The following is a 14,350-nucleotide window of genomic DNA, read 5'->3' as shown; positions in this document are numbered from 1 at the left end:
ATAACTCATCGGTTATGTATTCGTGCGCCTTTCAACTTTTTTATTTTTGGTATAAATCAACGTAATACCAAGGGTTTCAGATGCTAATTTGGTAAGCCCTTGGGCGCTCCTGGGCGCGATCGCGGTGCTAGATGATAGCTTATTGGTTATAGAGCTTGTTTTGGTTGATGCTTTATTTTAACCCCTGGGGCTAGTCTAGATTTTATTCAACCCCTGGGCGCTCTTGTGATACACTAGCTATAGGGGAATATTAGAGCTTATTAAATTAGGTTTGAATATTTTCTGACACAGGGGGCCTCGATTTGACAGCGGAGGGAATGATTTTTCAAGTTGTCTTGATTTTTAAAATTCTTTTGAATCTCTATCAGGGATTGAAATAGAGCCTAGACCTTGACTGTCTGTACGAACTATACCCCGGCGGGTGATACCGGGGTTTAATAAGGTTTGCTTGTGTAGAATCCTGACGCTCGCCGGAAAAGTACCTAAGAAAAACTTATAGTATTTCTTCCCATAAGCGTACAACGAGCTGTTGGGCTTGTCGTTCAGGTAGTTGGCTGATTAATTCTTCGTAGACTTTATCTGCTGCTTTTTCCGCCAGTGTCCAGTCATTCTCTGTGAGTGTGATTACGCGCTGTACTTTTCTTTCCTGAGACTCATATGTAACCAGCATGGTTCTTAGCTTCTCTGGTTTTTGTACAAAATCGTCCAAGTTGTCTAAATACTTCGCTACTTCTAGCAGTTGTGGGGCAATGTGTTCTGGCACTCTAATTGCTGTAGTTGGGGTGTGTTTCCATTTGGGCTTTCTTCCCTGCCCATTCCCAGCGCCGCTAGTGGGTGTTGGTTTTTTCTTTGGGGTGTCCATGATAGTTAGGGATTTTGTACATAATTGTTTGCCCGTTATTATTTGTGTAGTAACGGGTGCGAGGGTTTAGCCTTTAAGCTTCAGAGTTTTCTTAAGCTCCTTAAATAGCAGCTTGCATCCGTAAGCGGCGGTCTGACTGATGATCAGCTTCCCGAACGTGTTACCGCCCTCGGTGTTTTTTTTAAACTGCTCCTGGCGTTTGTCGTAGAAATCTCCCAGTCTCTCTCCGATTATTCCCCGTGGGCGGTTTTTTACTGGGGCGATCGCTAACAAAATCCAGAGATAAAGTTCGCTTCGGCACATTTTTGAACCGCTTCCGGCATTCCATCCTTTACGGTCGCCGCTGCTTAATTCATCTCCCGCCATGCCCAAGCGTTTTTTAAAACTGCCCAAGGATTCAAATTTGCTCATTGGGTAGATGTGGCATAGTAGCAGCGCTCGTGGTCTGAGTCCGATTCTGAATTGGTCAAAGACCTGGTTATATTCTTTGAACTGTGGAAGGTAAATCAGTTGTGCTAGTTTCTGTTCTGCCTCATGCTCCCAGGAGTGGATTTGACAAAGCATTACGGCGTATCGTTGAGAAAATTGGCTTATCTCAATGCCATACTCTTTTGCCACTGATTTATCGTATAGCCGGTCATAGTAAAAATTACGCCTTACGTCCTTGCGCTCAACACTTCCGAGCCATGCCCACAGCGGTATTAATCCGTCTTTTCCAGGCTTGGAATTTTTGAAAGCTGCCTCTGGAAATTCCCGACACAGTTGTTGCCGTACCCGATTAATGATCGGTGATTGCACACGGGTTAGGGATTTCATCTGTAAATACAGATCTCGAATTTGCACTATCGGTCCTGGCTCAAACTGGAGGAACTTATCAGGTTTTCCCCAGTGATCATGAGAGTAAGCGGCTAGGGCTAGGGCGTCTGCTAAGTCGTTCTTATCGGGGAGCTTGTGACTCTTTCGATAATGAGTAGCTTCACAGTGTCCGACCCATAACACTTCAATTCCTTCACTTTGACAGATGTGAGCTAGTAACCAGGAGTAATGAACTCCGGTGGGTTCTAGGATAATTGCATCTGGCTTTACTTCGAGCAGATGGGATATTCCCGTCTTTGTGAAGTAGAAAGTCATTTCATCCTCTACTGGATCTTTAGATCTTGATTTGACTTCAGATTTCCAATAGCTTCGCAGGTCGTTGGGTCTTTCTTCAAGTAGCCAACAGACCACGCGGTCTTTACAGATGTCACCGCCTAAAATTGTTTTCATTTTTCAAGGTTCTGTAAGTAGGAGAATAAACCTGCAACAAGTACCCGGTCGAGAATCTCCTGAAATTGTGAAATCAATTCACTCTGAAACCGGGTAGCAGGTGACTAACCAGAAGGTTAGACGGCGTAGATTGTCAACTCTAAGCCGCGACACTATGAGTGTTTCGCTAGATGAGTTAGTTCTAGCTCGTCAGGCGGTCTTGTGGTATATAGAAAACTTAAATATTTTCTAAAACAATTCTTTTGAATTTAATTTTAAATAAATAATTTGGAGGATTTAAGAAAGGGTCTTCGAGAACCATCGAAATTAGAAAAAGACGGCGTTGATAGTTTTCTTGATCTGAATTTAGAGGAGTTCCCCATGGAGGAAGCAAGGAATGAAGGTACATCATTTTTGTATAGAGTTTAAATCTAACATTCTCGGATAGAGGTTTTCTGTTTTTCATAGTAGACCAAAAAAAATGTTGTTCAGGATTCATTATGTGTTCTAATTTTTAGCTAAGGTTTGGTTTGTCAGGCGGACTTGTGTTATAATGTCGGTCAAGTAATGCAGTAGGTGCAGTCACGAAAGGTTAAAACCTTTTGGGTCATTTCCCTATAAAACTGCGTGCCTACTGCGTCTGGTGATGCTCCATTTCTGAAGCTCAAGCGGTAAGTTTGACACCTTACCGCAGCCCCCCTTCTTTAATTAGAAGGTAGGGTGCGAGAAGGTTTACTATTACCAGGGGATTTCTTCGTCCTCTATTTCGTTCTCTTCTGGGTCTGGACGATTGGCGTATATGTAAGCCGTTTCATAGTCTATGTCTTGAAATCCTGGCACTTGGGTTTCTCCGTCTTCTTCTTCAGAGTCACCCCAGCTAGGATTTATTTCTTTGTCGCCGTCTTCCCCAGAAGCTCCGTAGCAGATGTATTTGGGTTGAGTATCAGAGTATGAACTTGTAATCGCTTCGATTTCTTCGTTCACAGTTATTGTGTTATTGGGCAGATTAGTTACTGATTCATTATGGTTATCTGGTGTATCCCAGTAGCTAATCTCTAAGACCATATCGTTTACTCGTTCCATCAAATAGCTGGGGTCTTCAAAACCGGCGCCGATGATTTCCCCAATCATTGCTGATAGGTGTTCTAGTGCTGTTTGCTCCCAGGGATTAAGTGTTCGATAGTTGTATCCGTTGTCCTGCATTGTGATATTTCCTAAAAATTAATTGTGGAAAGATTGGGGTAATTGGTTTCTATCCATTCGATAATCTCATTGAATGTTTGGCTAAGTTGTTGCGGGGTTATTTCACTTTGATTGGTTGGGTTTTCTTTTGCTGAAATTTCCCAATCTATCAAGCCTTCAATCTTGTTAAGAATTACTTGCAATTCAGCTAGTTTTCTGCGTAAGCTTCCTATATCTTTAAAGCCTGTACTAATAATTTCCTGGCTTATAAGGATTAGGCGTCGCAATGCTAGAATTTCCCAGGGGTTTAGTGTTCGGTAGGTGTAACCGTGTTTGTCATGCATGATTAGTCTTCTAAATTTAGTAAGTTGGGTGTTAAGTTGGGTTCGACAATTCCTTTGTCTATTAAATTTGCTAATTTATTTGGATCTTCTACCCATTTAAGTAATAGGTAGAGCAAATATTTTTTGACTTTTCCCTTTTCTTCATTTTCATACATTCCCTCTGTTTCACACTTAAGTTTGTACTTAAAAGTAGCAATCATTTGCTTGTAACTTTCGGTTATTGTCCATGTAGTAATTTCCAAACCTAGTATTCTTTCTAAATCTGAGAATGGGATTGGGTAAATGTGTTCGTGGTAAGCCATTCGGTTTGTGAGTCTTGCAATTTGCTGTACTTTTTTAAGTGTTGGGCGGCTCCAGTGTTTAAGGTCTTGATTATTTGTTACCGATTCGAGAAGTTTGCATGTTTTTCTGGCAATTTCTTTTGAGTAAGTGTAGCAAAAACCCTTTTCCCCTGGTATGGGAACAATGCTAACCCATGGACATGATTTATTCATATAAACCATGTATATTTTATATACACGGTCATCTATTTTTTTGTGGCGGAATTTTATCATTTTTTTGCTCCTAGTTTTTCAGTGTGAAAGGTATGGGGTAGTTGGTTTTTACCCATTCGTTAGTCTCATTGGGAAAGTTCATTCCTTCAAACTTTTTAGCCCCTGAACGGACTAGACGTTTTTTAATTTCTAAGGCTGGTTCTCCGGTATATTTTGAGAGTTCCTCAGAGGCTATCGTGAGAGCCATTGCGAGTATGGTGGTTGATATTTGAATTTTGTCTGGGTAATTCATTTTTTTCAGGAAATAACACAGTTAGAGAACTCTAAAATATCTCCGTTTTCTAAGAAGCCAAAAATTTTTATCTCATTTTCATATATACTACCTGCAAAAAAACTACATTCAGGGAGGTTATTTATCTTTGGATACATAGTGATCGGTTGGAAATGAAAGCGAATTTCTCCTTTGCAGCCTACTGTGCCTTGAATTACAAAGCTTATTTTTACTAGAGTATCTTTAATGTAAAAAGATACGCTTAAGTTGTGACCAACACGTATTTCTGTTGTGTTAATCATGGTTTTTACCTAAAACAACATCGCCGTTTTTTGGACTTTTAGACTTTTCTGGATTTTTAATAAAGTCTATGTAGACTCTGGATTCTAAACCCTTGGGCGGATAGCATTGATATGGTTCTGAGCAATTCATTACTTTTAATCCCTTTTTAGCTAAAGCCTCTATCAGTTCTGAAGCCATAGCCTCCGTTATTCGTGCGTCTGCCCAGATTCGGATTTTAATCAGTTCAGTTGGTGGTTTAGATTTAGTTTTGATTTTCTCCCATTTTTTTTTGTCTGAATTCCAGAAGTAAGATTTGCTGTTTAACTGTTGATAGAGTTCCTCCCTGTCTTTTGTCATGATTTTTAGGCGTTGCCCTATTTGAAGTGCTTTCCTGTATTTTTCAGTGATTCGCATTACTGGAAACCATTGATAAATTCTTTCACTTCTTCCGCCGTTCTTAATCCTCCGCCTAGAATTATTTGCGCTCCTATACTTAAATACTTGTGGTTTTTTAGTTCTGGGTGTTTTTTCATATCGCTGTAGAAAGACCTAAGAGCGTTTTTGAGGTCACCTCTCTCGATGTACTTGTTTGCTCTTTTCTTTGCCCAGTTTACATGTTCTTCTCGCGATGCTTTATTGCTCATTGTTAACTCCTAGCCATTTAATGTTTTTCTCATCCTCAATCCATTTTTCACTGCACTGAGGATAACCTTTGCCCTCTAATCGGGGTTGCCAAATTAAGTGCTTAATTTGGTGGTAGACCTCAATAGCTTCTTCTACTGTGTAATTTCTCCAGTATCCAAGTCGTTTGTAATCGTGTATTGCTTCAATGAAATCCTTTTCGCTGGTGCATGATGTACCAGTAATTAGCTTTTTGACCTGTTTAATCTGAACTTTTCCAGATAGGAGGTCGTTCATGCATAAAGAAAAACTAAGTCCTATGAGTTTGGGTTGTTGATCCATAATTTTTGACACAAGAATTTTGAGGATTGCCGTTTAGCATTCCTGGTATGAGATGTGAGAGCTGTAGTCAGGAAAGGTGCTGGTGTATTTATTTGACCAGCACCAATAAGCTTCTGATCAGGGTGCTTGTTAATCGTCGTTACTTATAGGTATAGGCATCACCTCTTGTATAGTTCAGATGTTCTACTTGTTCCACTAAACCCATCAAGCAGGCACTCTGCGACGCTGCGACTTATGATGCTTCTGCTTTGAGGATTTTTGTGTTATGAGATTTTAGATGGCATGAGAGTTTTTAGCTGCTTACGCTTTGCCAAGTTTGGTCAGCTCTTTTCTTCTGTTGCCATTTTGTTGTCTCTGGAGATGAGTATACTCATATTACTGGCTTAAGTCAATGAGTACGCTCATATTTATGTTAATGTTGAAAGATAGTGGGAATCCCTCTAGTTCGTATGTATCACTTTTGCGCCGTTTCAGGGAGGAAGCTGGTCTCACTCAAGCTCAGTTAGCCAAGCAGATTCCTGATAAGACAAGAACTAAGACTTTGACCCAATCTGCTATTAGTCGTTGGGAGAGTGGTCAAGATGAACCAGAACTAACGGTTTTTCAGATGAAAGCTTTTTGTCGAGCTTTGGGCAAGTCTCTTGATGATTTACCGGATGAGTTTGCTTCTTGGAGGGTTGCTGATGACTCAGAAGAATAATTAATTTAGCAGGCGTTGGGTGGCTCCGGCTTTAGCGGACGGCTAGGTTGCCGTGTTTAGTGTATGGAGTGTGTATTAATTATATATCGGTAAGCTAGACGCGAGAGCCGCCCCCGCCTGCCACCCGTCGTAGATTGTTACAAAATTTTAATTTAAGAAGAGTTATGGATATATCAAAAATATTTAAGTCTGCTTATAGGGGCTGGAAAATGGCTGATTTGGGTTGGCGAAAAGTAGCTTTTGATTGTCAGGTAGATCCTGATAAATTTTTAGAGTTGCCTGGTTCAAGCGATATGGTTGCCTGTGTCCAAAAGTTACCTCTTCAGGTTCAGGTCCAATTTTTTAATCAAATTTGTCGTCGTTATCCGTTTTTACGGCTGTAGTTTTTGAGAGCTGTTTCTGCCTGCCACTCGTCGTAGATGTTTATGGGGACATTCAGGTATTTAAATCTGTATTGTCTTCTGTGACTTGTTTATCAGCTCAAGAGTTACGCTTTTTCTACTTGGTTTTATGGTCATGAGGTTGTAATCATGTTTCCACTACTACTAGCTCAAATCACTCCTGCTCAACAGACGATAGTTAATCAAGTTGGTCAGGAATTTTTTATTCAGGGGGGGGGACTTAATGGAACTAACCTCTTTCACAGCTTCCAGCAGTTTGGACTGACTCAAGAGCAGATAGCCACTTTTATGGCTAATCCTGAACTTGAGAACATCTTAGTGCGGGTTGTCAATCGTCGTGATCCATCTTTCATTGACGGTCTGTTACAGATATCTGGAGGAAGTCCCAACCTGTTTTTTATCAATCCAGCCGGGGTTGTCTTCGGGGAAAATGCTCAAGTTAACGTTCCTGCCTCCTTTATAGTCGGGACATCTACAGCAATAGATTTCCCAGATGCTCGGTGGTCTACCTCTACTTTGGGTGGTAACACATCGGCTTTGCCCCCATCAGATTTGGTTTTTAGTTTCATTGCCCGCAACCCAGTGATTAACCTTGGTCAGATTGTAGCGGGTGAACAAGTATTCTTTGCTGGGCGTAACGTTCAATCGATCGGTTCTGTCACTGCCAGGGATTTTACTGCTGTTACTCTTGGCACCTCAATTTTTACCTTTGCTGTTGGCTTAGATTCTGGGCAAACTCGAACAACTCTTACTGATACATCCTTTATTCGTTCGTTTGACTGGGAAGACTTTAATTTTGAGGAACCACCAATAGGTGATGTAGTTTTAAAAAACTTGTTTGTTGAATCTTCACTTATTGTGGATTCTGGTCGAGCGATTGTCTTGGAAGATTCTCAAGCTAGTCAGGTTAGTTTGAGGTCTTCTAGGATTGCTCCAATCTTTGTGGAAAACGTTGATGCTGTAGCTTTAACTGCCGATGGTTGGGAAGTGTCAATTGTTAATTTCGCAGGGTTACCGGATATTTTTCGATGTGGTGTTCCTGACTGCTGGGATGGTATTCGGGGATATTCTGGCAATATTCCGGTTGTAGTTTTACCACCTGAACCCGAACCACCGATTGTAGTTGACCCTCCAGACCCGGAGCCAGAATTACCAGTTGTAGTTAATCCACCCGACCTGGAGCCAGAACCACCAGTTGTAGTTGACCCACCCGACCCGGAGCCAGAACCACCAGTTGTAATTGACCCACCCAACCCGGAGCCAGAATTACCAGTTGTAATTGACCCACCCGACCCGGAGCCAGAATTACTAGTTGTAGTTAATCCTCCAGGGCTGGAGCCAGAACCGCTAGACTCTGAACCCGAATTTCAATCCTATTTACCCGCTGTCAGCGATTTTGTACAAAATCCCCAACCCGACTTTTTAAAAACTGAGTTTTATTTTTCTCAGACTGTTAACTTTAGCGATCCTTGGTGCCTTGGTTATGACTACAACCATTTAGGTGATAGGTTTTGTCTGCTTCAGTTTCGTCCTCCTGGTTCTGGATTTCCTCAAGAAATGACTGAATCTCAATTTTCTAGTAGTCTACGTGAGCTTCAATGATCAATTATCCATATCCACCAAGAATACCCACTCGTCACCAGTTGGATGTTATATCTCGACTTACTTTGCCCACTCTAGAGGAGTTTGAGAGTCGCTGGTCTGTTAGTCGGCGTCAGTTGTCTTATATTTGTCACTGTTCTCTTGCCACAGTTAATAACTGGTATGTTTCCGGTGATTGCCATCGAGAACCAGGAATAAATCATCGGATATGGCTGGCTATTGCCGATAAAGTTTGGTCTGGTCAGAAAGTGATTGATTATACAGACTTATAAATCTTATAAGACTTTTTATAAATCTTATAAGATTTCCTTGCCCTCTTGACCGAGGGCGTTTTTAATATATCTATACTTTATGGAATTAGGTTTCCTTGTTATGTTGTCTGGTGAAGCTGTTGTGGCTTGGCAAGGCAAGGGAACCTTTATTTCTAGATAATCAAAAGAGGTGTAACGATGGCAAAAATTCTCATATTTTTGGCGTAAAGAGGAGCAAGAATAATGGAACTCAAATATCGTCACCCGGCTACTTTCAGTAATTTAAAAGTACTGGGATTTAAGAAAATTGAGCAGAAGGGTAGTAATCCTAAAATACAACTAATTTGTGTAACCGAGATTGTTGCGGGAAGTGGGGCAAAAACTAAGCTAAAATCAGCGGACTTTGCACAAGAAGCTGAGGCGTTTTGGAAAGCTAAGATATCTTATGATGATTGGAGGGAATTAAAGTCTAGAGGACTTGCCAAGGGAGTAACTATTGAGGTTTACGCTGCTGTAGATAACTGGTCGTCACGTAATGATAATGGCTCTGTTTCTACTGGTACTTGGTTCCAGATTCTGAAATTTCTAAAAATCAACTACCAGTCCTGTGATTATTCTCTTATCCAGGCGCTTAAATCTTTTGATGGTGAAGATTCTCTAGACTCTCTCGAATCAGAAATTAATGATGAGTTAGGGGAGTTTGATGTAGCTTAATGGATAATTTTACATCTAATGAATGGCAGGAACTGATTATCGCCTTAATTAATTCTTCTTACAAGCCGTTTGTCATACTTTACCCAATTATTTGGGCTTGGGCAATTTTACAGCGGATGATGCAGGTGTTGTGATATGGAGGAATTAATTAATTCTGCCCATATTTGTTGGGAGGGATTGAACCAGGATTTTAACTTAACTGTAGAAGTTGCTGAACATTGTTTTAAACTTACTTCTGCTATAGAAAAGCGACCCTGGATTCTCTCGGAATTTCCCTACCCTCTAACTTTTTCAGTTTTACAGGCGGCAAGTTTTCATGGAGTCATGCTTCTTTTGACTCGGCTTTTTACTCTAGGGCTACGGTAGATTTGGCTATGAACCATCAGTTTAATGCGGCTAGTGAACCCTCTAGTTTTGGGCGGATTCGTTTTTATCTCATCGAAAATCCTTCTAGCTGGATGGGATGTTTTTCTGTTCCTTCCTTAAACCTATCTTGTTCTCGTGAACAGGGAATTGATTCTTTGAGGCAATTGTGTAATTTGCTCAATAAACAATTACCTCATTTGTATCATTACTATGAGGTATTTGATGTTTAGTGTCATCGTTATTATCGTCACTGTAATTCTTTTCTTAATTGAGCGTCGATTGAATGCTAGGGCTGGCACTAAGAGGCGTTCAAATGTGCCATCTAAACGAGTAGCTGCACCACGGAGGAAATAAGGATGCTTTTTTATGTTGTTAGCCAGACCTCCACCATCTTTCTAGAAATTGGATTCCCAGGGCCCGAGGATTTCATCGACGTAGATCAATACGTGGATGGAATCTGGGACTATGCCTGGGATGCTGGAATCGTACCTTTTGCTTCTGCCGCGATTGGTTTCAAAGTTTTGATGTGGTTTCTAATTGCAGCCAAAGGGGAATAAATCATGCATTATTATCTACTGGCTGATTACGTTTCTCGCCTTGAAGCGGCGGGAGAAGAGTTAAATACAGCTCTCGCTTTCTACACTGAGTGGGGTAAGAATCTGGGCTTAGCTATTTATAGCTGCTGTCTAGCCGCTGCCCTTCTCGGCTTCTTTCTCAAGTCGATGTAGATGTGGCGTTACTCTTTTCTATCGGGTACTTTTTCCCTAGCTATCGCCTTCGATAGCCGTCCGTTTTCATTAGTTCAGGTTGCATCATTTGCTTCTTTAGTTTTGGTCATTTTTGCTCTAACTTTCAGGAGGTTCTAATGTTTGGGTTTAGTTCTACTGGGATGAAAAAAGCCCTTAAGTTTTTCCTTGTTCCCCTTATTTCTCTTGTCTGTGTTGTCGGTATCGAAGTTAGATCTGCCCGTGCGGATTTAGCAACTTCTCTAGAAAAGATTGACGCGACGATGACTGCGTTAGAGGGGATTAGTGAAACTGGTGTAGGAATTGTTGTAGTTCCCTTTGGCATTGGCTTCGCTCTAAAAATTGCTGGTCATGTTCTCAGAGCTGGTACTTAAATAATAATAGAGCTGAATAATAGGGGTCGTTCCCCTTTTTCTGTTTTGAAACTTGTCTTAATTTTATTAATTTTAACTTGGGGGATTGTTTCTCCTGCTTTTGCAGCTCAACAATGTGCGTTCTCTCCCCCAGATATAAATCAAACACAACAGTGGAACACTTATGAGAAATATGATCATTTTGAAGTATCGTGTAGTTATGGTGGGAAGACCTTTACTGGCTTAAACCGTACTACTACTGGGGCATTTATTCCAGTAGAAAAATGGGTGTATAATGGACCGTTTGGTAGGGTTTCGACTCCTTTAAACGGTCAAGTTTTTGAGTCTTGGTTTGAGGTTGAATATATCCCGATCGAATTAACCGTTAGTGCAGACTGTGTTAGCGAAAAAGAAAATAAGTCTTTTATTTATACAAAAATAGATAGGGTTCGTCGTCGCAAGAGTAATGGTGATATTTCTCGATTTACCCTAGCTAGTGGCTTTAATGCTAAGCTCAAATTTGAGCCCCTTGGCTCTCTTTCACCTGGGGTAAAACCCCCTATTTTAACTTGTCCTCCGCCTCGTCCTCCGTCTCCTCCTCCTCCTCCTGACGATGACGACGATGAAGATCAAGATAGAATATGTAATCTAGACTGCATTAAAAATGCTCTTAATTCTATATTTCCCTTTGATATTTTCGCCTTACCTGGTGACCTTTCCCTAGTTTGTCCTGCACTAATTTTCTTTGGGTATAAATGGGATCTATGCTGGGCTTATGAAATTCTCAGATTGTTAAAATACCCAATACTTGTATCACTGGCTATAAAAATATGGTTAGCTCTATAAAAAAAATCATCATATTTATTTTGGCTTCAGCTATTATCTTAATCTCTATATCTATTACTCCAGTTCAGGCTGCTGGGTATGAAGGATCTGGTGCTACTTGCTCTCTCAGTCGTTGCATTGGGAATTCCCTTAATCAAGTTTTTCCCTTTGATATATTTTCGGGAATTCCGGAAGATGGAGATCTTGAATGTCCCCAATTCACAATCTTTAATCGGTCGTTCGAGTTCTGTCTGTTCCTCGATGCGATTGCAGTTCTTAAGTACCCGATAATTATCGGGCTTCTTGTCAAAGTTTACTTATTTAGTTAGAATATGAACATTTTTATTTGTCGGTTTTGTGACTTAATCGGTATAGTCGCTCGTATGCTTCCCAGTACTCCTAGTCAATTTACAATTGGGCATTTAATTACTTCGGCTGGGGATACATTTCCATTTATTGGGAGCGGCATAATCTACGAAATTTATACCAGTGTTCAGGGCTTATTTTTAGTATTCGCCCTGATTAAGGCGGCTAAAATACTTCAATATTTTAAGGTTTGGTGATATGTCTTTGACTCTTCTTTGTGGTCTTCCAGGTTCCGGAAAATCTCTCTATTTGCTTCAGTTGGGGGCGCGACTGGCGAATAAATTTCGGCTGGGGATTGTAACTAATGTCCCCTTAGATTATGTGGCTTTTCGTCGGTATTGTGGCATGTGTGGCTACCACTGGCTAGGTCATCAAATAGACACACATAATGTTGTCTCTAAACCTGGGTTGGAGAGTGCTGATGAGTTGTATAGCTATCACAATTGCATCTGTATAGTTGATGAGCTTGGTATATTCTTTAATGCTCGCGAATACGCGAAGATGAGTAAAAAAGTGATCTATGACCTTGCCCAACATCGCAAATCGGGATTGCATATTGTGGGGGCTTGCCAATACTTTGAGCAGGTAGATCGTAGTTTCCGCCAACTTTGCAATACTGCTATTCACTGCAGTGGTATCACTGTTTACGATCGCCACTTACGAAATGAGAAATTAATCTGGAAAAATTATTTCTGGTTTACCCCTAAAAATTATGAGTCTTGGATGGCGGATAAAAAAGCCCAACGCCCTGGGCCTGGTGGTTTTGTTCGTACTCGTTTTCAGTATACCCAAAAGGTAGAATCTGGTAGACTTAAAGCAGTGGATTATCAGGCGTTTAAGTGCTTTAAATCTTTTAATCGTTTAGAAAGTGCTAAAGCCTTTGATAATCCTTACTCAATCAGTTTGTTTCAGGAGGTTAATTATGCAAATTTCCCAATCTTTAGTTCTGGGAAGTAAAGATAATTTACTGAGGATTTTACCTTTGCTTTTGTTGCTTTCATCTTGTAATTCTTCCTCGGCTTACTACCGTAATTCTCAAGTTGAAATATTGGGTCAGCGTGGTAATAAATCTACTATTCGCTACTCTAAAACTGGTATAGTGCAAGAGGTACCAACTGATGCACTAACTTTTCCTGATTAGCTCGAAAGCCCCCGCTGCCCCCATCGGCGCGACCGAGGCACGAGGGAGGGCGAGGGGCGGCGGGGCTTTTCGGTACGGGGCGGTAGCCCATCTATTTACTTGATACATTAGTAATAACTCGAATTTCTCAAATGGAATCTTTGGAAAGCTTGAAACTTTATTCGATTGATATAGCTGGTCATTATGCTTTAAGTGACCGTGAGGATTTTCATAAGTATGCTGAACGGATTTTAAATTGTGCCAATCGAATCCAGTTAAAAGTTGACTTTTCAACTCATATTCGTGATTCTTGGCTTGCCCACATTGAGGAGTGTTGGTGGTGTCGTGTTCCCTTATGCCCATTATGCTTACGTGCAAAGGTTGCTAAATGGCGGGTTAGATTTTTTAAAGGTTTGACGCAACTTAACTTAGAGCATCCTGGTTTGAATTGGGCTTTATTAACTTTTACAATTCGCAATTGTCCTGTTGGTAATTTACGTCAAACAATTTGTCAAATGGCTAAGGGTTGGGATAGATTAAGAGTTTCTCGGTTAGGAGTAACTGGCTATTCTAAAGCACTAGAAATTACTCGAAATTTACAAACAGGTGAGGCACATCCTCATTATCACATTTTAGCTTGTTCTTATCGCCCTTTTAACCGCTCTATGTTTGAATGGTCTAGATTGTGGGGTCAGGCTTTAGAGGTTGAATATCAGCCTGTTTGCGATGGTCGTAGGATTTATGATTTTCAAGGTAGTTTGTGTGAGTTGGTGAAATACACAAATAAACCTTCTGATCTATCCTCTGACCCTAACTGGCTTTATGAGGTTTCTGACCAGCTTTACCGGATGCGATCGCTTACGACCGGGGGACTGATTGGTCAGTACGTGTCCCAGCGGGTTCTCAATCAGATTGATAAAGATATGCGCTCTGGTGATGAGTGTTCCCAGCAGGGCAGGATAGCTTATGCAGCTTGGGATTATCGTAATGAAGTTTATGATGTAGATTTTGCTTAAGTTTTTAAAAACTTGAGAGAGACAAACTCTAGACCTGATACCTAACAGTTTTAAAAAACCAACTAATCACCAGACTGCCAGATCGCTTCGCTCGATTTTCCGCTACCAGCACGCGCCAACTAATTTAGTTTTAAGATCGTAAAAGATAATCAAGGCGCGGCTGGTAGTCCGCTTTGCCGGAAAATCGCTGTCAGTCTTAAATTGAGCCTATACTACAAAACCATACTACATTACAACTTAGGGATTC

25 protein-coding genes are annotated in these 14,350 nt (G+C 40.9%); 15 read left to right on the top strand and 10 right to left on the bottom strand.

Annotated features, from left to right (window positions below; genetic code table 11):
* Positions 1–493: 493 nt before the first annotated feature.
* From RID09_RS20455 to RID09_RS20410, 10 genes are all read right to left on the bottom strand, one after another.
* Entirely contained in the window at positions 494–862 is a 369-nt protein-coding gene (locus tag RID09_RS20455; protein ID WP_446337760.1) for a hypothetical protein, read from the bottom strand.
* Positions 863–928: 66 nt separating this feature from the next.
* Positions 929–2,128 (bottom strand): IS110 family transposase, encoded by a 1,200-nt coding sequence (locus RID09_RS20450; RefSeq protein ID WP_446337759.1) that lies wholly within the window; start codon positions 2,126–2,128, stop codon positions 929–931.
* 717 nt (positions 2,129–2,845) lie between these two features.
* The gene (locus RID09_RS20445; protein ID WP_446337758.1) at positions 2,846–3,310 is read right to left on the bottom strand and encodes a hypothetical protein; all 465 of its coding nucleotides are present in this window, start codon (positions 3,308–3,310) and stop codon (positions 2,846–2,848) included.
* An 11-nt stretch (positions 3,311–3,321) separates the two neighbouring features.
* Complete coding sequence (locus RID09_RS20440) at positions 3,322–3,633, bottom strand: hypothetical protein (protein ID WP_446337757.1); 312 nt, start codon at positions 3,631–3,633, stop codon at positions 3,322–3,324.
* 2 nt (positions 3,634–3,635) lie between these two features.
* Positions 3,636–4,187, bottom strand: coding sequence for a hypothetical protein (locus RID09_RS20435; protein ID WP_446337756.1), 552 nt, complete (start codon positions 4,185–4,187; stop codon positions 3,636–3,638).
* Between the two features lie 10 nt (positions 4,188–4,197).
* Complete coding sequence (locus RID09_RS20430) at positions 4,198–4,374, bottom strand: hypothetical protein (protein ID WP_446337755.1); 177 nt, start codon at positions 4,372–4,374, stop codon at positions 4,198–4,200.
* Positions 4,375–4,424: 50 nt separating this feature from the next.
* The gene (locus RID09_RS20425; protein WP_446337754.1) at positions 4,425–4,700 is read right to left on the bottom strand and encodes a hypothetical protein; all 276 of its coding nucleotides are present in this window, start codon (positions 4,698–4,700) and stop codon (positions 4,425–4,427) included.
* Positions 4,693–5,094 carry a hypothetical protein gene (locus RID09_RS20420; protein WP_446337753.1) on the bottom strand — a complete coding sequence of 134 codons (402 nt, stop codon included), beginning with the start codon at positions 5,092–5,094 and terminating at the stop codon, positions 4,693–4,695. The genes RID09_RS20425 and RID09_RS20420 overlap by 8 nt, the downstream gene beginning before the upstream one ends.
* A complete protein-coding gene (locus RID09_RS20415; RefSeq protein WP_446337752.1) occupies positions 5,094–5,324 on the bottom strand; it encodes a hypothetical protein in 231 nt (76 codons plus the stop codon). Before RID09_RS20415 ends, RID09_RS20420 begins: the two co-directional genes overlap by 1 nt.
* On the bottom strand, positions 5,314–5,643 hold the full coding sequence (locus RID09_RS20410) for a hypothetical protein (protein ID WP_446337751.1): 330 nt from the start codon (positions 5,641–5,643) through the stop codon (positions 5,314–5,316). Before RID09_RS20410 ends, RID09_RS20415 begins: the two co-directional genes overlap by 11 nt.
* A 391-nt stretch (positions 5,644–6,034) precedes the next feature.
* Between RID09_RS20410 and RID09_RS20405 the strand changes: the two genes are divergently transcribed.
* The 15 genes from RID09_RS20405 to RID09_RS20335 all read left to right on the top strand — a co-directional run bounded on the left by RID09_RS20405 (position 6,035) and on the right by RID09_RS20335 (position 14,103).
* The gene (locus RID09_RS20405; protein WP_446337750.1) at positions 6,035–6,343 is read left to right on the top strand and encodes a helix-turn-helix domain-containing protein; all 309 of its coding nucleotides are present in this window, start codon (positions 6,035–6,037) and stop codon (positions 6,341–6,343) included.
* Between the two features lie 164 nt (positions 6,344–6,507).
* A complete protein-coding gene (locus RID09_RS20400; RefSeq protein ID WP_446337749.1) occupies positions 6,508–6,726 on the top strand; it encodes a hypothetical protein in 219 nt (72 codons plus the stop codon).
* A gap of 147 nt (positions 6,727–6,873) precedes the next feature.
* The gene (locus tag RID09_RS20395; RefSeq protein ID WP_446337748.1) at positions 6,874–8,346 is read left to right on the top strand and encodes a two-partner secretion domain-containing protein; all 1,473 of its coding nucleotides are present in this window, start codon (positions 6,874–6,876) and stop codon (positions 8,344–8,346) included.
* Positions 8,343–8,618, top strand: a complete 276-nt coding sequence (locus RID09_RS20390; protein WP_446337747.1) for a hypothetical protein — start codon at positions 8,343–8,345, stop codon at positions 8,616–8,618. Before RID09_RS20395 ends, RID09_RS20390 begins: the two co-directional genes overlap by 4 nt.
* Positions 8,619–8,840: 222 nt before the next feature.
* Positions 8,841–9,311: a hypothetical protein gene (locus RID09_RS20385; RefSeq protein WP_446337746.1), complete on the top strand. Its 471-nt coding sequence runs from the start codon at positions 8,841–8,843 to the stop codon at positions 9,309–9,311.
* Positions 9,311–9,445, top strand: a complete 135-nt coding sequence (locus RID09_RS20380; RefSeq protein ID WP_446337745.1) for a hypothetical protein — start codon at positions 9,311–9,313, stop codon at positions 9,443–9,445. Before RID09_RS20385 ends, RID09_RS20380 begins: the two co-directional genes overlap by 1 nt.
* Before the next feature lie 240 nt (positions 9,446–9,685).
* Positions 9,686–9,907: a hypothetical protein gene (locus tag RID09_RS20375; RefSeq protein WP_446337744.1), complete on the top strand. Its 222-nt coding sequence runs from the start codon at positions 9,686–9,688 to the stop codon at positions 9,905–9,907.
* Positions 9,908–10,033: 126 nt separating this feature from the next.
* Positions 10,034–10,234 carry a hypothetical protein gene (locus RID09_RS20370; RefSeq protein ID WP_446337743.1) on the top strand — a complete coding sequence of 67 codons (201 nt, stop codon included), beginning with the start codon at positions 10,034–10,036 and terminating at the stop codon, positions 10,232–10,234.
* 3 nt (positions 10,235–10,237) lie between these two features.
* The gene (locus RID09_RS20365) at positions 10,238–10,405 is read left to right on the top strand and encodes a hypothetical protein (protein ID WP_446337742.1); all 168 of its coding nucleotides are present in this window, start codon (positions 10,238–10,240) and stop codon (positions 10,403–10,405) included.
* Between the two features lie 137 nt (positions 10,406–10,542).
* On the top strand, positions 10,543–10,797 hold the full coding sequence (locus RID09_RS20360) for a hypothetical protein (RefSeq protein WP_446337741.1): 255 nt from the start codon (positions 10,543–10,545) through the stop codon (positions 10,795–10,797).
* 45 nt (positions 10,798–10,842) lie between these two features.
* A complete protein-coding gene (locus RID09_RS20355) occupies positions 10,843–11,622 on the top strand; it encodes a hypothetical protein (protein WP_446337740.1) in 780 nt (259 codons plus the stop codon).
* A gap of 311 nt (positions 11,623–11,933) precedes the next feature.
* Positions 11,934–12,164 (top strand): hypothetical protein, encoded by a 231-nt coding sequence (locus tag RID09_RS20350; RefSeq protein WP_446337739.1) that lies wholly within the window; start codon positions 11,934–11,936, stop codon positions 12,162–12,164.
* A gap of 1 nt (position 12,165) precedes the next feature.
* Positions 12,166–12,924: a zonular occludens toxin domain-containing protein gene (locus RID09_RS20345; protein WP_446337738.1), complete on the top strand. Its 759-nt coding sequence runs from the start codon at positions 12,166–12,168 to the stop codon at positions 12,922–12,924.
* Positions 12,890–13,108, top strand: coding sequence for a hypothetical protein (locus tag RID09_RS20340; protein ID WP_446337737.1), 219 nt, complete (start codon positions 12,890–12,892; stop codon positions 13,106–13,108). Before RID09_RS20345 ends, RID09_RS20340 begins: the two co-directional genes overlap by 35 nt.
* A gap of 131 nt (positions 13,109–13,239) precedes the next feature.
* On the top strand, positions 13,240–14,103 hold the full coding sequence (locus RID09_RS20335) for a protein rep (RefSeq protein ID WP_446337736.1): 864 nt from the start codon (positions 13,240–13,242) through the stop codon (positions 14,101–14,103).
* Positions 14,104–14,350: the final 247 nt, after the last annotated feature.

The sequence above is a fragment of the Coleofasciculus sp. G1-WW12-02 genome, from assembly GCF_040219735.1.
Classification (GTDB): domain Bacteria; phylum Cyanobacteriota; class Cyanobacteriia; order Cyanobacteriales; family Coleofasciculaceae; genus Coleofasciculus.
This window is presented reverse-complemented; position numbering and strand designations above follow the sequence as displayed.